Origin of the sequence: Halolactibacillus halophilus (assembly GCF_900115605.1) — a bacterium.
Classification (GTDB): Bacteria; Bacillota; Bacilli; order Bacillales; family Amphibacillaceae; genus Halolactibacillus; species Halolactibacillus halophilus.
On record NZ_FOXC01000003.1, the window covers coordinates 85,980 to 106,521 of the forward strand.

Annotated in this window: 20 protein-coding genes; 6 read left to right on the top strand and 14 right to left on the bottom strand. The window is 39.1% G+C overall.

The window, feature by feature from the left end:
• Positions 1 to 50 precede the first annotated feature (50 nt).
• A complete protein-coding gene (locus BM098_RS02490) occupies positions 51 to 1,448 on the bottom strand; it encodes a HAMP domain-containing sensor histidine kinase (RefSeq protein WP_089830053.1) in 1,398 nt (465 codons plus the stop codon).
• Positions 1,435 to 2,118 carry a response regulator transcription factor gene (locus BM098_RS02495; protein WP_089830110.1) on the bottom strand — a complete coding sequence of 228 codons (684 nt, stop codon included), beginning with the start codon at positions 2,116 to 2,118 and terminating at the stop codon, positions 1,435 to 1,437. The genes BM098_RS02490 and BM098_RS02495 overlap by 14 nt, the downstream gene beginning before the upstream one ends.
• Positions 2,119 to 2,300: 182 nt before the next feature.
• Between BM098_RS02495 and BM098_RS02500 the strand changes: the two genes are divergently transcribed.
• Together BM098_RS02500 and BM098_RS02505 are read left to right on the top strand one after the other, a co-directional pair.
• Positions 2,301 to 2,981 carry a polyphosphate polymerase domain-containing protein gene (locus BM098_RS02500; RefSeq protein WP_089830055.1) on the top strand — a complete coding sequence of 227 codons (681 nt, stop codon included), beginning with the start codon at positions 2,301 to 2,303 and terminating at the stop codon, positions 2,979 to 2,981.
• Between the two features lie 60 nt (positions 2,982 to 3,041).
• Positions 3,042 to 3,728 (top strand): DUF4956 domain-containing protein, encoded by a 687-nt coding sequence (locus BM098_RS02505; protein ID WP_089830057.1) that lies wholly within the window; start codon positions 3,042 to 3,044, stop codon positions 3,726 to 3,728.
• A gap of 233 nt (positions 3,729 to 3,961) precedes the next feature.
• Here BM098_RS02505 and BM098_RS02510 read toward each other — a convergent pair whose 3' ends face one another.
• The 4 genes from BM098_RS02510 to BM098_RS02525 all read right to left on the bottom strand — a co-directional run bounded on the left by BM098_RS02510 (position 3,962) and on the right by BM098_RS02525 (position 8,570).
• Positions 3,962 to 5,065 (bottom strand): DHHW family protein, encoded by a 1,104-nt coding sequence (locus tag BM098_RS02510; protein ID WP_089830059.1) that lies wholly within the window; start codon positions 5,063 to 5,065, stop codon positions 3,962 to 3,964.
• An 18-nt stretch (positions 5,066 to 5,083) separates the two neighbouring features.
• The gene (locus tag BM098_RS02515) at positions 5,084 to 6,466 is read right to left on the bottom strand and encodes an MBOAT family O-acyltransferase (protein ID WP_089830062.1); all 1,383 of its coding nucleotides are present in this window, start codon (positions 6,464 to 6,466) and stop codon (positions 5,084 to 5,086) included.
• A 44-nt stretch (positions 6,467 to 6,510) separates the two neighbouring features.
• Entirely contained in the window at positions 6,511 to 7,050 is a 540-nt protein-coding gene (locus BM098_RS02520) for a DUF4358 domain-containing protein (RefSeq protein WP_089830064.1), read from the bottom strand.
• A gap of 92 nt (positions 7,051 to 7,142) precedes the next feature.
• Positions 7,143 to 8,570 carry a 6-phospho-beta-glucosidase gene (locus tag BM098_RS02525; RefSeq protein WP_089830066.1) on the bottom strand — a complete coding sequence of 476 codons (1,428 nt, stop codon included), beginning with the start codon at positions 8,568 to 8,570 and terminating at the stop codon, positions 7,143 to 7,145.
• A 217-nt stretch (positions 8,571 to 8,787) separates the two neighbouring features.
• Between BM098_RS02525 and BM098_RS02530 the strand changes: the two genes are divergently transcribed.
• A complete protein-coding gene (locus BM098_RS02530) occupies positions 8,788 to 9,537 on the top strand; it encodes a MurR/RpiR family transcriptional regulator (protein WP_089830068.1) in 750 nt (249 codons plus the stop codon).
• Positions 9,530 to 10,729 carry a DUF4317 family protein gene (locus BM098_RS02535; RefSeq protein ID WP_089830069.1) on the top strand — a complete coding sequence of 400 codons (1,200 nt, stop codon included), beginning with the start codon at positions 9,530 to 9,532 and terminating at the stop codon, positions 10,727 to 10,729. The genes BM098_RS02530 and BM098_RS02535 overlap by 8 nt, the downstream gene beginning before the upstream one ends.
• Before the next feature lie 194 nt (positions 10,730 to 10,923).
• Here the strand turns inward: BM098_RS02535 and BM098_RS02540 are convergent, their stop codons facing one another.
• From BM098_RS02540 to ald, 7 genes are all read right to left on the bottom strand, one after another.
• Positions 10,924 to 11,859 carry a methyl-accepting chemotaxis protein gene (locus tag BM098_RS02540; protein WP_089830071.1) on the bottom strand — a complete coding sequence of 312 codons (936 nt, stop codon included), beginning with the start codon at positions 11,857 to 11,859 and terminating at the stop codon, positions 10,924 to 10,926.
• Positions 11,860 to 11,862: 3 nt separating this feature from the next.
• Positions 11,863 to 12,360: a methyl-accepting chemotaxis protein gene (locus BM098_RS02545; RefSeq protein ID WP_089830073.1), complete on the bottom strand. Its 498-nt coding sequence runs from the start codon at positions 12,358 to 12,360 to the stop codon at positions 11,863 to 11,865.
• Positions 12,361 to 12,368: 8 nt separating this feature from the next.
• On the bottom strand, positions 12,369 to 12,602 hold the full coding sequence (locus tag BM098_RS02550) for a hypothetical protein (protein WP_089830075.1): 234 nt from the start codon (positions 12,600 to 12,602) through the stop codon (positions 12,369 to 12,371).
• Between the two features lie 317 nt (positions 12,603 to 12,919).
• On the bottom strand, positions 12,920 to 13,075 hold the full coding sequence (locus BM098_RS02555; RefSeq protein ID WP_200795824.1) for a low molecular weight phosphatase family protein: 156 nt from the start codon (positions 13,073 to 13,075) through the stop codon (positions 12,920 to 12,922).
• A 165-nt stretch (positions 13,076 to 13,240) separates the two neighbouring features.
• On the bottom strand, positions 13,241 to 13,714 hold the full coding sequence (locus BM098_RS02560; protein WP_089830078.1) for an LURP-one-related/scramblase family protein: 474 nt from the start codon (positions 13,712 to 13,714) through the stop codon (positions 13,241 to 13,243).
• Positions 13,715 to 13,729: 15 nt separating this feature from the next.
• Positions 13,730 to 15,673, bottom strand: coding sequence for an elongation factor G (locus tag BM098_RS02565; RefSeq protein WP_159430090.1), 1,944 nt, complete (start codon positions 15,671 to 15,673; stop codon positions 13,730 to 13,732).
• Between the two features lie 110 nt (positions 15,674 to 15,783).
• Positions 15,784 to 16,902, bottom strand: coding sequence for an alanine dehydrogenase (gene ald, locus BM098_RS02570; RefSeq protein WP_089830081.1), 1,119 nt, complete (start codon positions 16,900 to 16,902; stop codon positions 15,784 to 15,786).
• 210 nt (positions 16,903 to 17,112) lie between these two features.
• On the opposite strand from ald, the gene BM098_RS02575 reads away from it, so the two are divergent.
• Positions 17,113 to 18,111, top strand: a complete 999-nt coding sequence (locus BM098_RS02575) for a hypothetical protein (protein ID WP_089830083.1) — start codon at positions 17,113 to 17,115, stop codon at positions 18,109 to 18,111.
• Between the two features lie 11 nt (positions 18,112 to 18,122).
• On the opposite strand, the gene BM098_RS02580 is transcribed toward BM098_RS02575, so the two are convergent.
• Positions 18,123 to 19,016 carry a LysR family transcriptional regulator gene (locus BM098_RS02580; protein ID WP_089830085.1) on the bottom strand — a complete coding sequence of 298 codons (894 nt, stop codon included), beginning with the start codon at positions 19,014 to 19,016 and terminating at the stop codon, positions 18,123 to 18,125.
• Positions 19,017 to 19,239: 223 nt separating this feature from the next.
• On the opposite strand from BM098_RS02580, the gene BM098_RS02585 reads away from it, so the two are divergent.
• Entirely contained in the window at positions 19,240 to 20,430 is a 1,191-nt protein-coding gene (locus tag BM098_RS02585; RefSeq protein WP_089830087.1) for a coenzyme F420-0:L-glutamate ligase, read from the top strand.
• The last annotated feature ends 112 nt before the right edge of the window (positions 20,431 to 20,542 follow it).

A 20,542-nucleotide genomic window follows, 5' to 3' on the forward strand; every position in this document is an offset into this window, starting at 1 on the left:
TTCAAAAAGACTGGTAAACATCCATACGCATTCACCAGTCTAGTGTATACCTATTCTGATTTTTTCGGAAGAGTCAAACGAAAAGTTGTACCAGATTCAGACGTTTGGACTAACACGAGGTCACCTTCTAACGCTTGGGCCATCATTTTACTCAGGCTTAAGCCAAGACCTAAACCACGCGTAGCATACTTTTTATTTTCACCACGATAGAAGCGCTCAAAAATATAAGGAATATCTTGTTTTTCAATCCCTTGACCATAATCACTCACATCAATGATATAAGTGGTGGCTGAATCTGTCACAGTGACCGAAATCATTTGATTGTCACCACTTGCCTGATTAGCATTTTGTAAGAGATTCGTCATAATTTGTTCAAAGCGAACCGGATCCGTCTTCACTTTAATAGGAAGCGCCACATTTAACTTAAGTTTTCCCTTACTTGTCACTTCAGGGATAAGATTAAACCGCTCAATCACAACCGCTAACAAGCGATCTAGCTCTAATTCCTGCAGTGATACTTTGACCGCATCAAGTGAAAATTGATTAAAATGCAGTAAATCTTTAACCATTTGATTTAGTTTCGCTGTTTCATTAAGCGAAAGTTTAATAAATGTTTTGGCTTCGGCATCCTTAACTACACCACTATCAATCGCTTGAAGTAAACCACTGATAGATGTCACCGGTGTTTTTAACTCATGAGTCACACCAGCCAATAACTCCGTTCGAAGTGATTCTAATTGATCTAGCTTATGAGCCATTTGGTTAAAGCCACGCATCAATTCATCAATTTCTCGCTCACGAGCACCTTCAGGTAAGTGAATCTGATAATCACCCGCTTCAATTTGCTTAGCAGCCTGACTTACCGCAGTAATCGGCTTGGTTAATCGTTTTGTCATGACTAAAATTGTAATAAAGCCGACAAATCCAAATGATACCAACATGAAGAAGAGCTGAACATATTCTTGTTCAACAGCGATGAGATCGCTTCTTTCACTCATTAATACCACATAACCATAACGGACATCATCACGTTCAATTGGTTGTGTCACTAAATAATACGTAGTGCCAGCAATCACCTTTTTGAATACCGCTTCCTCACTCTCTAACTCTTCTTCTGACAATGACGGATCCACTGTAACAAATGGCGGATCTATTTGAACAACACTCCCTGTTAAATCTGTGATCACCGTTACTGGGCGTGGTTTTAACTGTTCAAAGCTAGCTGGAGAGTTAAAGGGTTCTTCAGTGTCATCGCGACTCTCCACTATACGACTAGCTGTACTCTCAGCCATTACCACCATCAAATCAAGACGATTGTCTTTTGTCGTCTCTCTAATCCAGGCAACGGATACGAACATAATCACAAGTAAGCCAACAATAAGTGCTAATAAATACCGGGTAATAAACACTTGATTAAGCGATGGTTTTACTTGATTATTTTTTAACATAGAGCTGATACCCCAATCCGCGTAGTGTTTTTATTTCCCCTTCTGATTTCGGCCAAGATCGGAGCGCTTGTCGAATGCGCTTAATAGCCAAATCAACCGCACGATCACTCCCCTCATAATCATAACCCCAAACGGCATCAATCAATTGCTCACGAGTAAAGGTTTGGTTTGGATATTCTGCTAAAAATAATAACACCGCTAAATCTCTTGGGGTTAAAACAATCGGTTGATTACTCAACATAACTTGATGGGCTGTAAAGTTAATAGACAACTGACCAAATGTCACCTGGTTTGTATGTTTCGCACCGCTTCGTCTTAGTACAGCTTGTATTCTTGCGAGTACTTCTTCTGCTTCAAAAGGCTTCTCAATATAATCATCCGCCCCTCCATTTAAACCGGTAAGTTTATCGTCAATATCTCCAAGTGCCGTCAACATAATGACAGGTACCATTGAGACTGATCGAATATCTTTTAGCACATCCCAACCATTTTTGTATGGCAACATCACATCAAGAATAATAATATCTGGTGAGATTTTATCAAACTGAGTCATGCCCTCTATTCCATCATAAGCTTGACTGACTAAAAAGTTCGCCTTTTTTAAATATGCTTTTAACACTTCACTGATTGCAAAATCATCTTCTATTATTAATACATGTTTATTCAAAATACATCCCTCATTTCTACTCACGTATTGTTCTCTATCATCATTTTACCAAAATAATATGTCGAATAGATGTCAAGTAAGCAAAGACTTGACTAATGTTCAGACAAAATTGTTTAGCTTTGACACACAGCTGACACATTCAATCGATAAAATTACGATATTGATAGACAGAGGAGGAAATAAACATGTCAACAGGACGTCATGAATTAAAACATATCATCTCTATGTCCGACTATTATATTTTAAGAAAAAAACTTCACCATTTACTGATGCGCGATTGTCATGCGAATGACAATGGTCGCTATCATATTCGTTCGCTTTATTTTGACAATCATGATCATAATATTTTAGATGAGAAAAAGGAAGGCTACTTAAATCGTGACAAATATCGCATTCGCTTATACAACTATGATTTCAATCAACTATTTCTTGAGCGAAAAAGTAAGCGTCATAATCAAACCTTTAAAACAAAAGCCCGGTTAACCGTAAATGACTATCAGCAGTTGCTGCGTGGTGAGACGGAGTGGATGGCGCACCATAAAGATTCACTCATTATAGATTTTTATCGAGCACTTACACTTCGACACCTGAAACCACAGACCGTCATTGATTATCAACGAGAGGCATTTACGTATCCTTACGGTAATGTCAGAATCACCTTTGATTCTCATGTGCAATCGAGTCTATACAACATTGATATACTAAATCGCTATTTACCAATGGTGAATTGTTTAGAGCCAAATGAAGTCATTTTAGAAGTCAAATACGATGATTATTTACCGGCTGTTATTAAACCGTTACTACAGTTTCCGGATACGAAGCAAGATGCATGTTCTAAATTTCAACTAAGTCAAATGTATGGCTAATAATTTTATCAAGTCAAACCAAAATATCAACTATTACTTATAAATAAGGGAGTTACTAATATGGAAACAAACATCACAAATTTTACTGATATTTTCAAATCAAGCTTTCTCGATCAAACAACGAACTTCTCAATGTTAGATGCTGTTTTTGCGATTCTAACTTCATTTATTTTAGGTTTGTTTATTTTCTTTATATATAAGCAAACCTTTAACGGGGTCATTTATTCTCATTCTTTTAATATTAGTCTCGTTATTATGACAATGACGACAGCCCTTGTCATCATGGGTATTAGTCAAAATGTATTACTATCTCTTGGTATGGTCGGTGCCTTATCAATCGTACGTTTTCGTACACCAATCAAAGACCCGATGGACTTAGTCTTTTTATTCTGGTCTATCATTACCGGCATTCTCACGGGTGCTGGTCTCATTCTTTTAGGGACCATTGGGACGCTTGCGATTGGTCTCGTTCAATTATTGTTTTATAAGCGATTGACACCTGATACGTCTTATTTACTCATTGTTAAATATGACGGAGATCTTGCCCAAACAATTGAACAAACCGTTAAACAGGCAGCTAAAAAAACGAAACTTAAATCCTCGTCTCAAATTTCTGGGAGAGAAACAGAAATCACCTATGAATTACGTTTAAAAACCGCCGATGAAACACTCACAAAAACACTTGCCGAATTAAGTGGCGTGCACTCTGCGGTTATGTTGAGCTATGATGGTAACTTTACAGCCTAATAGAAAAAAGGTACTTATAAACAACTAAAGTCAGTCATCATCGTAAACAAGAGCTTACTCACACAATCTGATTTGAGTGGACATTCACTCGGTAGCCCGGTTAAAAAATCTGCATTAAACACTACAAGTAAAAACAACCTATAAAAAAACAGCGCCTTAGACTTTAATCATAGTCTTTAGCGTTGTTTTTTTATATAATATGCGTTTGATTAATAGGTACTGATAGCGAGATATTAATATAACATATGGCGTAGCGACTGATCATCATTAAAGGTGTGAAGGTTATATAAGATGAGTAGTTCGCGAAATTCATTTGTTGTCATATACGCCTTGAGTGACCGTTTATAATAGCGTGGGTCAATCAAATGTATTTCGTCATAATGCGAAAGCAGGAACGGGACTAAGCTATTGGCGTAAGAATCTTTTACGACCATGAGCTTTCTATTTGTTTTCTCTTCATGTTTAACCTCTATCTTAATCAGCGCATCATTACCATCTAGAAAGAACCGATATTGATCCGTTTTATCTAAATACTCTGGATAGGTATAGTGATCTGTTACCCTACCGTCACTGTAAGTGATGGTTAAGTCAAGGCCATCGGTCACGTTAAACCATTCAATCGTATCCTTTGGTACGGTTAAATCATGAAACTTGCGGTAGCGCGTACCCGGAAAATCAGTTGAAACAACTTCAGATTTATAATCCGATAGCGGCTTCGCTTTTTCGTTAAACCATCGTTGATAGGCCAAGTAAGCCCCGCGCATTGTCCAGTGATGATCGGTATGATAATAGATATTGTCTTCTTTATGTTGACGCAATACCTCACTCACGTTAACGCTGTCCGCATCAAGGCGCTCGTCTATTGTTTGTAATACGTTAAACTGGTCATCTGTCGGTAAGTAAGCCGGTAAGCCTGCTTCATAGATAGCAACTTGATTTGGGACAACCATCACCGTCACATCAAAAAGAGCTTGATTATCCTGGTAAAACTGATTAATCGCTTCCAGATTTTTCAACAGCTTGTCTTCTTGATAAATAAACGGTTCAATTAAATACTCGCCTGCTTTTACGACCCCGTTATTTTCTCTTTTAATTAGCGCCTGTTCTGTTTTTGATTTTAACGTAAGAAAAAAATCTTTACCGGCGATTTGGTCAGCTAAATATGTTTCGATGTCATCCATAAAGGACCCGTCAAGGATTGCTTCCAGTTCTATATCGGGCATCGTTTGTAAGTACCGATTTTCTGTTTCAGAAAAGGATTGGTCTTTCATTATGAAGGTCAACATCGCCAGTATCCCAAAAAAACCAATGATCAACATCCCGATTAATCGTCTCATCCTACCTCTCCTCTCACATTAAAATCGGAAATAAATAAATGGGTTAAATGACTGATCCACAAGGTAACCCATAGATAACACAACGAGAACCATCACAAATAAACTTTCTGCTACGATCACTGCGCGCGAGGGATTTTTCATAATTATACGCTTATACACATTGGTTGACCCGATAATAGCAACTACTAACAATAACGCATATTCACGTAAATAATAAAACAACGCCGTCGGTGGCGCGTCAAAGCTAACAAGACCCTTGATATAGCGCATCAGCTCATTAACATCTGTAAAACTAAAAACCAACCAACTTACAAGGACAACGCCAAGCGTGTACATCCGCTTTAATGTGACCGGCAGCTTGTTTGATACAAGCGGACTGATGTACGTCTCCGCAATCAGAAAGAGACCAAAATATAAGCCCCAAAGAATAAAGTTAACACTCGCCCCGTGCCAAAGCCCCGTTAAAAACCAAACGATGACCACATTTCGTAACCACTTCAATTCTCCGACCCGATTACCCCCAAGTGGGATATAAAGATAATCCCTAAACCACTGGCTAAGCGTGATATGCCAGCGGCGCCAAAAGTCTTTAATCGAGGTTGCTTGATATGGATAGTTGAAGTTTTCCGGAAAACGAAAGCCAAACAAACGCCCTAAGCCAATTGCCATATCAGAATAGCCACTAAAATCAAAATAAATATGTAACCCATAACTCAATCCAATGAAGACACTCACCGAAACGGATATAGGCTCAATGGTTGTCAGTTGTTCATACAAGGCCGCCATTTGATTGGAGATAAGGACTTTTTTAGCTAAACCATAACTAAAGCGAAACATGCCATCTGTTCGGTCTTCTTTTGTAACAACGCGCTGTTTTAATTGATCGTCAATCGCCTCATAACGCACAATGGGTCCAGCGACAAGTTGTGGAAACAGGGACACATACATAAGAAAGTCGATCAGGCTATGATTGACTGTCACTTTCTTTTGGTAGACATCAATCGTATACGAGAGCGTTTGAAATGTATAAAAACTGATCCCTATTGGGAGAGGTAATTCTAAGTAAGACATGTCTAACTGAAAACTACTGTTAATTAACTCGATAATAAAATCAACATATTTAAAGAAAAACAACACACCTAGATTAATGACGAGTGATGATAGTAAGACGAGCTTTCTTAAACCAGCTCTTTCGTCAAATCGCCCCATTAAACGGCCATGAATGTAATCCATCCCTCCTGAGAAGATAACGAGGAAGACATAAACCGGTTCTCCCCATGCATAAAAAAGGAGGCTAATAATAAGTAGCACTCCATTTTTTAGTCGCTTCGGACTAACGATATAACTCGCTAACGCGAGGGGTAAAAAGATCAGTAAAAATGTTAGTGAGCTAAAGACCATGGTTAGTCCTCCTTTACATCACCCTATATGAGTGAAACAAGCGCTTATTCAGCCTCAGCTGCTTCATCAAAGATTGTTTCAATATTTTCTGGGTTATCGTACGTAATATAAATGAGATAGTTACCTTCTGTTTTAATAATGTTATTCTCAACTTTTTCATATTGATCCGGTAAATACTGACTCCAAACATTCACTTGATTCTCTAAGTAAGCCTCTAGACCTTCTTTTACCGCCAGTACATCATCTGTTGATGCAGACTCTAACACAATAATCGTAGTAGAATTGACATTCATCATTGATTGATAACCGAAACCAGAAGCAATGAGATTACGTTCAATTCCCATCGTATCGATGTACATTTGACCCATCGGGTCTTCTTCATTCGTTAAATTAACACGTTGAAACATCCCTGTCTCCCCGTCCATATCGTCACTGATTTGACTTTCAATCTGATCCATCACCTCAGATGTATCTATTGTGATGGCTTCTACCTCATCTTGAGAATCTCCCGCTGCGTCACTTCCACACGCGGCCATCATTATCGTTACAACAATTAAACTAACAACAAACCATACTTTTTTCATCTTTATCCTTTCCTTTCTTATATTTATCTATGTTATTAGTCGCCATCAATAGAAAAAGGTTACAGCCTTTTAAAAAAGCTGCAACCTAATCTTTAAGCTAAATCTTCACCATTTGAGGCAATCACTTTTTTATACCAATCAAATGATTTTTTCTTTGTTCGTTTTAACGTCCCGTTTCCTTCATTATCACGATCAACATAAATAAAACCATACCGCTTCTTCATCTCACCGGTACCCGCACTAACAAGGTCAATACAACCCCAAGACGTGTAACCGAGTAAATCAACGCCATCAATCTCAACTGCATCTTTCATTGCCTTAATGTGTTCACGTAAATAATCAATCCGGTAATCATCACTAACGTAACCCGCTTCATCTGGTGTGTCAACCGCTCCTAAACCATTCTCCACAACAAAGAGTGGTTTTTGATAACGATCATACATCGCATTCATCGTCGTTCTAAACCCAAGCGGGTCAATTTGCCAGCCCCACTCACTTGCTTCTAAATATGGATTTTTCACTGACGCAAAGATATTGCCTTCCGTTTGTTCATTTAATTCTGGGTCCGTTGTCACGACACGTGACGAGTAATAACTGAATGAAATAAAGTCAACCGTATGGTTTTTAAGGATGTCTAAGTCTTCTTCTGTCATCTCAATCTCAATACCTTCACGTTCCAATTCTTTTAACGCATAGGCTGGGTACTCCCCGCGTGACTGGACATCGATAAAGAAATAGTTTTCCCGGTCTTTTTGTTGGGCTAAAAAGACATCTTCTGGCTTACATGTATATGGATAGTTTAAGCCGGCTGCCAGCATACACCCAACCATATTATCTGGGTCCACTTCATGAGCAACTTTTGTCGCAAGGGCACTTGCGACAAGTTCGTGGTGTGACGCTTGATATTTGACTTGTTGTTCATTTTCGCCGTCTTCAAACACAAGTCCCGCGCCCATAAACGGCGCATGAAGGATCATATTAATTTCGTTAAACGTGAGCCAGTACTTCACAAGACCTTTAAAGCGTGTGAATAACACACGTACTAACCGCTCATAAAATTCAATCATCTTCCGGTTACGCCAGCCACCATATTCTTTAATTAAATGAATCGGACAGTCAAAGTGAGTAATTGTCACAAGTGGTTCAATCCCATATGACTGGCACGTTTTAAATAGATCTTCATAAAAGGCAAGCCCTTGTTCATTCGGTTCTAACTCATCACCTTTTGGAAAAATCCGTGTCCAGGCAATCGATAAACGATATGTTTTAAAGCCCATTTCCGCAAACAGTTTAATGTCTTCTTTGTAGTGTTGATACATATCTATCGCTTCTTTAGCCGGATAAAAGTAGCCCTCTTCAAAATCAAGCATTTTACGTTTACCTGCAATAATCGGAAAGCGGTCCTCACCAGTTGGAACAACATCGACATTTGCTAGTCCACGGCCATCCACATTATATGCCCCTTCACATTGGTTTGCGGCCGTTGCGCCTCCCCATAAGAAGTCTTTTCTAAAACCCATATACATTTCCTCCTCAAGTTTTATCTGACTTAATAGCATTTCCTGTTACTTTTCCTTATCGTACCATATCCCTCGATTTAATTTGATACATGTGTGACTTTTGTTTGTCTTAACACGAAATGTTGCATGTGACATTTCTGACACAGGGTGTATCATTATGCTATAATGAGTGGGTGAATAGTGACGTCACATGTGACGAGAAAAGAGGGATGAGCGCATGTTTACAAGTGAAATGATCGCTTCACTTAATGACCTTGAAACAGATATTTATAACTACGTCATTACCCATGAACATGAAGTGATTTATATGCGAATCAGAGAACTCGCTGAACACACACACGTCTCAACCGCAACAATTTTACGATTTTGTAAGAAGGTTGGCTGTGAAGGTTTTTCTGAATTTAAAACGAAATTAAAACTTGAATTAAAATCGCGCCAATCTATAGTCAAGTCAGGCGAACACGCAGTGATAGAATTTTTTGAGCGCACGCTCTCAAGTGACCAAGAAGCGGTCTTAGAAGAAGCGGTTCAGATGTTAGCTTCAGCAGATAACGTTCTGTTTGTCGGGATTGGGAGTTCCGGTATTTTAGCTGAATACGGTGCGCGTTATTTTTCAAGCTTAGGAAAGTTTTCAATGTATATAAAAGACTTTTCTTACCCGATTCATAATCGTCTGCAGAAAAACAGTGTTTCTATTGTTTTATCTGTCTCAGGAGAAAATAGCTTTACCATCAAACAAATGAACCGGCTCAAACGCGAAGGCTCAAAAGTAATCAGCATCACCAACAATAAGCACTGTACGACCGCAAAGATGAGCGAAGTAAATCTGGCCTATTATATGACCGAGGAGTATTATGAGGACGCTAATATTACAACGCAAATCCCGGTGATTTATTTATTAGAAACACTCGCTCGTAAACTCAATCAACACGAACAACAAGCAACTTTGGAGGATAATCATGAATAAAAAAGATATTGCTGATATTAGAAAACAATTTAAACGTGACAATGATTTATTACACGTGCAAAATATATTTAACGTCTATGTAATGAAAGAAACGAAAGAAATTTATCACCAAATAAATCGTCCGTTCAACATTCTCGCTGAAGATGAACAAGATTTATTTTTTACTAACTTCAAAAAAACATTAACAGGACAGCTCGATGAGAAATTATTCGAACTTAAATTCCAACCAGATACCGAAGACCCCGTTCAGCTGAAATTAAACGAAGCTTTAATGACTGAAGACCAAGACCGCTTCACAGAACTGATGTTAGAAATTATTGAACGGATGCTTGAAACAAGGGAATATGACCATGATATTGTTATTAGCTTTATTAAAGGCGATTATTTAAAACCACAAAAGAAACCAGACGATGACTTTACCCATCAAAATGACCTTGTCTATGATCATCAATTTATTTTATGTACGATAAATAAAACCCAAGACCCACCGAAAGATTTATTATTTGATTATGTTGAAAAAACATTTAAATACCAAGTGATTGTTGACCCAGTCATTAATATTAAAGCGCCGATTGGCGGCTTTTTATTCCCTTGTTTTACTGATAAACAAGCAGATGTGAATCACATTCTTTACACGGCACCAAAACCTAATGAACCAGATGAAACGTTTATTACCGATGTGCTAGAAGCAGAAGAAACCGTCACTCAACAAGAAGATAAAATCATCTTTGAAGAAATCGTGAGAGACACCGTTGGCTACAAAATGGATACGCAAACGCTCTCGTCACTCTATGAAGATATTAATCGCCTGGTCGAAGAAAATGAAGAAGAAGATGAGGTACCGACCCTTGATTATAAAGATATCGCCGAATTATTAACAACCAGCGGTTCGACACCAGTTGAACCAGAACGTGTGAAAACAGCCTTTCAGTCGGTGATTGATGATGAACATTATGCACTCAAAGCGAAAAACATTGTTCCAAAATATAAATCAAAATCGATTAAGATCAATACAAAAGTCGCCGATGTTAAAGTCAGTCCTGAGGACTTACGTTACGTCAAACAAATGCAAATGTTTGGTCGTCGCTATTTAATGATTGAAGTTGATGAGGACACGGTTGTCGATGGTTTTACCATGATTCCAGAAGTATTTGGTGAAAAGAAAGACGATGCAACCAAAGACAACGATTAACTTATTCGCTATTGTTTTGTTTAAATTTGAAACCAGTAAAAGCCTTTCGATCTTTAAGGTTTTTACTGATTTTTTATCTTTTTGCAAAGACATTCATGTATCTATACATTTATCTTGAGGCACATTGTTATCCCCAAATTATCCACGATAGAACGAACAAACGTTACTCAGTGAGGTTATCCACATGTAGATACTTACTCTATTCTTTTAAACGGTGCTAATTGCATCGTAAGACGCTGAATAATGTCGCGTTGACTGTTTGATGATTGACGCATGCCTTCCATATTTTCTAACAAGGCGGCCGCACTTTCACTTGATGATACGACTCGGGTAACCGCATCTTCTGTTGCCTCGGTCATTTGTTTTAGACTACCAGCCATATGACGGCTCGTTGATTTAAATGTGTTGGTATGTTGTTTAAAATCGATAAAGACATCTTTTAACTCGGTCATCTGATCAGTGAAGCGTGTCACTTCTTTGTTGACATGTTGATAATCTATGAGTACGTCTGACTTAAGATAATCCATCATTGCTTCACTTTCTTTCACTAATCGATTGACCGCGGTGTTTACAACACCATTCATCGTCTGAATATGTGAGGCGGTGTTTTCAGTTGAAGCGGCTATGTTGCGAATCTCTGAGGCGACTACACTAAAACCTTTACCCGCTTCTCCCGCACGTGCGGCTTCAATCGACGCATTTAGTGCCAGCAAATTCGTTTGACCCGAAATATCTAAAATCGTTTTAGTTAAGTCATCAATTTGTTTCACCGCAGCCACGTCACCAATCGCATCCGTCACTGTTTGTGCCATTGAAGCAATTTGATTATGGGCTGTTTCATGGTTGTGTTTGACATGGCGATTTAAGGTCGTTGTTTCTTTTGTGATTGAATCAATAACCTCTACTTGACCGGTTGATACGTTATCCATAACGGTTGCTTTATCCTCAATTTGAATTGAGGCATGTTCCAGCTCTATAATTGTGCTATTTAACTCTTCCATTGTCGCCGGTAATTGATTTAGTGATTCACTCATTGATGCCGTGTGTGCTGTGCTTTCTGCTATTTTCACGTCTACAACTTTACTGGATTTTACAGTTTGATCCGTATCATATTGAATACCGACAAGCACAGACTAAAGTCTCGTAATGAAGTTATTGACCGCGTCTCGAATCACCCCAGACTCATTCATTCCTTTATGTTTCAGTCGCTTAGTTAAGTCTCCTTGATTCTGTTCCATCGCTTGAATCATCTCATTTAGCGTCCCGCTCATATAACTTAATGGTTTGACGATTGTCCGTCTTAAGTGCAGAAAACCGGCAATCATCGTCAAGAAAAATAAGACCCCCATTCCCCATACAATGATAACAAGCCGATTGACGCGACTGTCTATTAAGACTTTTTCATGGGCAATATTGTCATTTAAGACGTCATTAAAATGTGTTTCTGCTTGTAGATACGCCTCATTCTGACGTTGCCATGTAGATGAGGAGATTGTTTCTGATTGAAGCTCTTGATTCATCTCAGTTAAAACCACTTCAACCGGACCAAAGGCCTGGATTAATTCATCATGCATCGCCCGGTCTGAATAAGTATTTACTTCACTTGTAAGTGTTGCCGATAAGTCCGTCATTTGTTTGGCTAATACGTCTGGTACTTTGACGTTTGTTGTTTGTCTACTTCCAACTCAATTTGATGTCGTGTATCTTTAAATGCGGTCCGTGTCTGTTCAATGGGTAAAAACGAATCACTCATCAGTTCTGACGATAGTCTAACTTGATCACTTGTTACGGCACTCATCACAGTATTAATAAGAAAAATAGCCCCTAACATTAAGAAGATGACCGACATCCGCCGGCTTATCGATCGTTTCATTTTACTTCTTCCTTCCTTGTTGCGTTTTTAGTAAACGCCTTTATTTATGTATTAGTTTGACTATAACAAGAAAGGTCTTATCTTTAATGCACTTTCACATGAATGATGCATTTTTTTGCATAAACAACAAATAGTTATCCACTTGTGGATAACGTCATTAAGCATATATTTATAAGGATATGTGTATATCACTGTGGATAAGCCGCTAAAAGTGTAGGAACGTAAAAACCACCGCGTATGATAACGAAGTGGTTTGATTGGTAAACTTATGTTTTTATAAATGACGTCAGGCTTCTTTTGGACAAATAACTTTACTGTTAGTTCAACTGAATATCCCCATTTTGGACCCGCTCAATAAGCGCTTCTTCCATTACTTCTATCGCTAGCGGTTTTACTTCTGGATATTCTTCCATTCCCGCTGAGTAGACTTCAAACAAGTCTTGGCCTAATGCTTTAGCCCAACCTTCAGCCATTTGACTTCTACACGAATTATGCACACACAAAGGCTACTTTGTATTTCATCTCTTTCTCTTCCTTAAAATATAACAAGTTTTTTTCGATAGAAAATCAGTAAGATTTCCTGTTTTCACACTAGCAAGCACCGGCATAAACAGCCATCATCTGGACTCATCATCGCATTAATTGTCTTGTGCTTTCGCAAAATCAATCGCTACAATTAAACTGATGACAAGCGCTTCATATTGTTCATCGGCGACATCAATCGTATACGTATCTCCCCATGTGAACCATTTTTCTTCAACATAGGCAATCACGCCACTTGGACCGTGTACTTCAAAATACTTATCAATAATGTCGCCAACAATATGAATATTCTCCGCATGAATATCAAAGCGGGTCTTAAAGAAGGTAAAGGCTTTTTGGATCATAATCTCTTTAAAGCCATCGACAGATACATAAAAAGCCGGTAATAAACTGATCATTTTTTTCGTAATTGTTCCGACAACTTCATTGGTTTGATTATAGATCGTAAACTCTTTCGGAATCTGCATGAAACTACCTTGTACCGTATATTTTGGTTGTTCATTTTGATCAGTAATCGTAAACTTTTCCCCTAAGCTAAATACTTTTTGACGCATATAAAATGTTGTCATATTAAACCCTCATTTCTATATTATTGGTAAGTGCATCGCTTGCGCTGCTTCGTTTGCTTTTACCGTATAACCTTTCCCTTTTTGACAAAAGATTGAGTCTCCCGTTGTTTCTTCGTCATGCCACGGATCATACGCTTGTGCTGCAGTAATTGATGCGAGATCGTTCACTTCATCATATCCATAAAAGCTGAGACTAAGCTGACCGTCTCCTTTTGTATAACTCAAAAACTTTTTTGGATAGTCATAAAATGTCTTCACCGGCACACGACCAGTCAGAAAAATATCTGTTTCTCTTATCAGCGGGGCATCGGTCTCACCGCCGGCTTTTATGATGTCTTGCATTAATTTACCGAGTAAATCTGGCGTTACCGTGGCCTCCACATGATATAGCGGTTCTAGTAACACCATATCAGTCATTAGCAACGCTTGTCTAATGGCACGCCATGTCGCTTCCCTGAAGTCCCCACCACTCGTATGTTTTTCGTGGGCTTGGCCACTTGTTAACGTCACAGAAACATCCGTAACAGGCGCACCGATCACCGTTCCTTTATGAGGCTTTTCAAACAGATGTTGCTTAATTAAACGCTGATGACTCACACTGAGCTGGTTCACATCACACGTTGACTTAAACTGAATACCAGATCCTCTTGTTGCTGGTTCTAATAAGAGATGTACTTCAGCATAGTGCTTGAGTGGCTCAAAATGACCATAACCATAAACAGGTTGTTTAATCGTCTCTTGGTATAAAATATCCGGCTGTGAAAAGACAACCTCATAACCAAACCGTTCAGCAATAAGATCAGCTAAAATTTCTAGCTGTACCTCCCCGTGGACATCCAGTTGCACCCGCGCTTTATCTTGACTAAGTCTAGCAGCCAAACTCGGATCTTCTTCTGTTAATTTAAGCATGTCCTTATGAAGGTGATGAAGCTCAGCTGATGTGATGATATCAACCGTTAGCGTTGGTTTAAGTTTTGATGTTCCTTGATAATCCGGATCATTTAGACGATCAAATACTTGTATCCCTGATAAGCCAACCAAAGCTACTAACATCCCTGTTGTCGCCGACTGGATTGACGTTTGCTTCGGACCATTCATCTGTTTGATTGCGGTTATTTTTTCTGTAACTAACTCGCTGGTCGCTGTTTTATACGTCACTTCATCACGTACATTAAATTCACCCGCTAATACTTTTACAAATACGAGCCGTTCACCGTTTTCGTAACGCACTTTAAACACATCCGCTACTGGCTTATGATATTCAATGTGCTTGTCTCTTGGTAACATACGCTTAAGCCAGCAATCAAATACATCCAGCCCTTCGTTATGTAACGTCGCCCCTTTAAAAATAGGTACAAACCTGCCGTGTTTAAATCGCTCAGTAATGACTGTCAGCAAATCTGTTTCTTTCAACGCATCAGATGAATAATCTTCCATTAGCTGATCATCCAACAAAGCTAACGCTTCCGTATCAGCTGCCTTTAAATCACTTGTTTCAAATAGATAACTATCCGTACCGGTCAGTTGATCAATCATACTTGTCACTTTTTTAACATCAGCACCTAAGAGGTCGGTTTTATTTATGAAAAAGATGACTGGAATATTTCTATCTGTTAGTAAGTGATAGACCGTTCTTGTATGGGAGACGATACCTTCTTTAGCACTTACAAGCACAACCCCAACGTCAATTACGTTCAGTGCACGTTCCATCTCCATTTGAAAATCGACATGACCGGGTGTATCCATAATATACAAGCGGTCAGTGGCGGTTTCTATCATGCCGTAATCACTAAAAATCGTGATCCCACGTGCTTTTTCAATGCGGTGTTGATCAAGAAAACTATTTTTATGATCGACCCGCCCTTTTCGTTTTAAACTGCCACTATTATAGAGCCACTGTTCAACAAAAGTCGTTTTTCCAGTATCGACATGAGCAAAGACGCCAATCGTATGATTCACTTCGATCACCTCGCTTTCTTAGTAACTACATTTTACCATACTAAAAAGTCCCTGTTGCATGCAACAAGAACTTTTCACTGTTATAGCATGAATTAAGACGTCTGACGTGATTAGTCATTTACTAATTGACTAAATTCATGGTATTCATAACCAAATGTCTCCGCAACCGCAAGATTGGTAAATTTACCGTCATAAAGGTTAACACCGGTATAAAGCGTATGATCACGTTCTGCGGCTTTTTTTACACCAAGATTAGCCAGCTGGACCGCATGTGGTAATGTCACGTTTGTTAGAGCAATGGTTGATGTCCGCGGGACAGCACCTGGCATATTAGCCACCGCATAATGTAAAACGTCACGGCGAACATAAACAGGATCGTCATGGGTTGTTACTTTATCTGCTGTTTCAAAAATACCGCCTTGGTCGACCGCAATATCGACAATGACACTGCCTGGTTTCATTTGTTTCACCATATTTTCACTGACTAATTTCGGTGCTTTCCGACCCGGAATTAAGACGGCACCAATGACAATATCAGCATCACTAATCGCCTCTCGAATATTTACTTCATTGGAGATTTGGGTTACGACCTCATGGCCATAATCTGCTTCGACTTGGGTTAACACTTCCGCGCGGATATCAAGTAACGTCACATGCGCACCTAAGCCTTTCGCAATTTGAAGCGCATTTTGTCCAGCGACACCGCCACCAATTATGGTGACTTTACCATTTTTCACACCTGGGACACCACCAATTAATGTCCCGCTGCCACCCATCGTTTTTTGTAAATAATGAGCCGCAACTTGAACCGATAATCGTCCAGCAATAACACTCATTGGGTGTAACATTGGTAAGCCGCCACCGGCACCAACCATCGTTTCATAGGCAATGGCGGTCGTTTTTGCTTCTTTTAATGCTTCCGTTAACTCGGGTTCGTTCGCTAAATGAAGATAGGTGAATAAAATAAGATCGTCTCTAAAGTAGCTATACTCACTTTTAAGCGGTTCTTTTACTTTAATGACCATATCAGCGGCCCATACTTGTCCTGCTTCAGGGACAATAACCGCACCCTTTGATCGGTAATCTTCATCGAGAAAGCCCGCACCTTCCCCAGCTGTTGTTTCAATAAATACCTCATGATTTTGTTTCGTTAGTAGTTCAACACCAACAGGTGTAATAGCCACCCGAAATTCATTGTTTTTAATTTCTTTTGGAATACCAATACGCATAAGACATCCTCCTACATCATAAATATTTAAACGAGCATTAACGCTCTGTCTTATTTATCCTATACCCTAATGTGATTAAATTTATGCCTTTTATAGAATGATGACCTTATTGTCACAAAATGGACACGAATAGGGTTGAATTTGTCTTTTAATTGCAGCTTAGTAAAGGAAAAGAATGATAAGCACAGCTTTAAAAAAGAGGTGATGAGTATGTCCTTACTTATACTGGTTTTCGGATTTTTACCACTAGCTTCAATTGGGATTTTACTGTTTAGTGTGAGTTTTGTTGATATGATCGTTTTTCAAGCCAGATGGCATTTCTTTATATTTTTCATCGTGGTCCTCTTTTTCTTTTCCCTTAAACTTCACGCCCTTGCGATTCAGTTTTTTGAGCGCCATTTTAAGTCGCCATACCACTGGAAACAATCAGACACAACGACTGTTTTACTGATGATTGTCTCAGCGATCATCACGTATAGTCTCGGTCATACGTTTGGGTTTGGGGCCTTTTTAGCTTCTGCGGTTGTTGGATTGTTTGGGGCGATTTTATTTAAACGACAAAAAACAATTATTTATACCGGTTCGTTTATCGGGATGACGCACACCGTCTTTTTACCTGATCTTTGGTGCATTCTATTGGCAGCGCTTGTGACCGGGGTGATTTACGTATTGAGCCGACATAGTTTTGTTGGTTACGGAGGGAAGCTCGGAGCACTTAGTTTGATTGGCACATTAACTTCAGGATATGTCCTTGGACACGAGCCTGTTAGTTTACCAATCCCCGATGCAACAACAGGGGCGTTAATGGTTGGTTTTTCTCTCCTTGGAACATTTGTGACACTCGCCATTCGTAAGTATGTCAAACACGATCCTATTTTTGCTTCAAGTTTAGCAACACTCTTCATCGTTGGTATCCATCAGCTTATTCCATTAGCTTTACCGTCTATACTGATTGCTGCCTTTATGATGGGTACGTTCACGGCTATGGCAAACCGGTTAGTGTTACCTCGCGCTTTTCTTTTCTACCTTGCTTCTTTTGTCAGTGCGCTCACGATGATTTTCAGCCAACCCTTTTTAGAAAATGCCGGTGGTAAGCTTGGAACATTAACCCTTATCGGTGTCATCACAACGCGAGGACTTGTAGATGTGCACCAATTCATCGTGATCTATTTATCCGTAAAGCGAAAACGATTCATTATAGATAAATGAAAAGTTGCCCCCTATGTATGCTGATCCTTTTCCATCATTCTCATAAAGACGTTAGCCGCTTGTGAAGATGGTATGCTTTTCTTTAAACATAATCCGATATGGCGCGAGGGCAACGGCTCTTGTAGTGGCACTTCATAGACCGCTCCTTCGTTAATGGCTCGATCTGAAAATGGGCGCACAACAGCGGCCACACCTACATTTATTTTCGCAAACTCTACAAGTAAGTCATATGAGCCAATCTCAAATGTTGGTTTATAGTCAAAACCCCTTTGGTTTAAATCATTCTCGACAAACCGACGAGAGTTTGATTTTTTCTCTAATGAAATAATCGGGTAACTTAATAATGTATCAATCGAAACTGGCATGTTAAAATCTGTTTGATACTTTTTACCACACACAAATACATCACGCACTTCTAGACAAGGCTTTGTTTCAATGACCGGGTCGGTAACTGGCAAGTTACAAACCGCAAAATCAACTTCACCGCTTTTAACAAGTGGCAGTAGTTCTAACGTTGTTCCATTGACAATCTTAAAATGAACATTAGGGTAACGTTCATGAAAGGCTTTTAGATAGGGTAATAAATAATATTTACTCACCGTATCACCGACACCGATACTGAGCTCACCTGCTTCTAATTGTTGGTAGGAATCGAGTTGTTTTTCGCCTTGGTCAATCAGATGTAGGGCATCCCTTACATACTGATACAGCACTTTTCCTTCAGTTGTTAATTCCACTCCCCGTGATTCGCGATGAAACAAACGTTGATTTAAACTTTCCTCTAATTGTTTGAGCGCTTGACTGATCGCTGGTTGGCTCATAAACAGGTGTTCTTTAGCTTTGGATAGACTTTTTCTTTCAGCTACTTCCACGAAAACTCGGTATAAATCGAGCTTTGCTTTCATATTCATTCCTCCAATCCTTTCACGTAAGCTCGTGTCTTTCTTCACTATTAGAAATAGGTCAAGTATAAACATGATTGTTACTCTTGATATTCGTTTTGTTTATATCTCATATTCAATATATCAACTTTACTTATAGATAACAAGCACGTATAGTGTAATAGTAAACACGGACGTTATCTGTTGTTTACACGTTAAATAATCGACTTTTAAGGAGCGAATACAAATGGAACGTGTCATAGGAACGGTCACAAGAGGCTTAAGATGCCCCATTATTAATGAAGGTGACAACATTGAATCAATTGTCGTTGATAGTGTTATGAAAGCTGTTGAACAAGGTGAATTCACACCTCAAGATAAAGACATTGTCGCAATCACAGAATCAATTGTCGCACGAGCGCAAGGAAATTATGCGACAACCGCACAGATTGCAACTGATATTCAAGCTAAATTTAGCGATAACACCGTTGGGGTTATTTTCCCCATCTTAAGTCGTAACCGCTTTGCGACACTCTTGCGCGGGATTAGTATGGGGGCCAAAAAAGTAGTGATTATGTTTAGCTACCCGTCTGATGAAGTCGGTAACCATTTAGTTGAACTTGATCATTTAGATGAAAAAGGCATCAACCCATGGACAGATGTCTTAGATGAAAAAACATTCCGTGACCAGTTTGGTTACGGCAAGCATACTTTCACGGGTGTTGATTACATTGCATACTACAAAGAAGTCGCCGAACAAGCGGGTGCTGAATGTGACGTTATTTTTGCGAATAACGCTAAAGCGATTCTAGACTACACCAAACACGTTCTTGCCTGTGATATTCACACACGTATTAGAACAAAGCGGATTTTAAAAGCTGAAGGAGCAGAAACTGTCTATACGCTTGATGATATTTTAAATCATGCCATCGATGGCAGTGGTTTTAACAGCAAATACGGTTTACTTGGATCGAATAAATCAACCGAAGACCGGGTAAAACTATTCCCACACAATGCTCAACCTGTCGTTGATAAGATTCAACAAACATTATCAGAAAAAACCGGAAAACAACTCGAAGTGATGGTATACGGTGATGGTGCTTTTAAAGACCCTGCGGGTAAGATTTGGGAACTAGCCGATCCCGTTGTCTCACCAGCCTTTACTGCTGGTTTAGACGGGACACCAAATGAAGTAAAACTCAAATATCTAGCGGATAATAACTTCAGTGACTTAAAAGGTGACGCACTAAAGGATGCCATTTCAGAGTATATTAAAAATAAACAAACTGACTTAGTCGGTCAAATGGAAGCGCAAGGTACGACACCACGTCGTCTAACCGACCTCATCGGTTCACTTGCTGATTTAACATCAGGTAGTGGCGATAAAGGGACACCGATTGTTTATATCCAAGGTTACTTCGATAACTATACGGTTTAAGTGATTATAGAAAATAGGATAAGAGTCATCAATCATAATCAAGTCTACCACGATCTGGTAGACTTTTTTGTCGGTAGAGGCTGAATTTTTTCAGAAGAATCACGACAAGAAA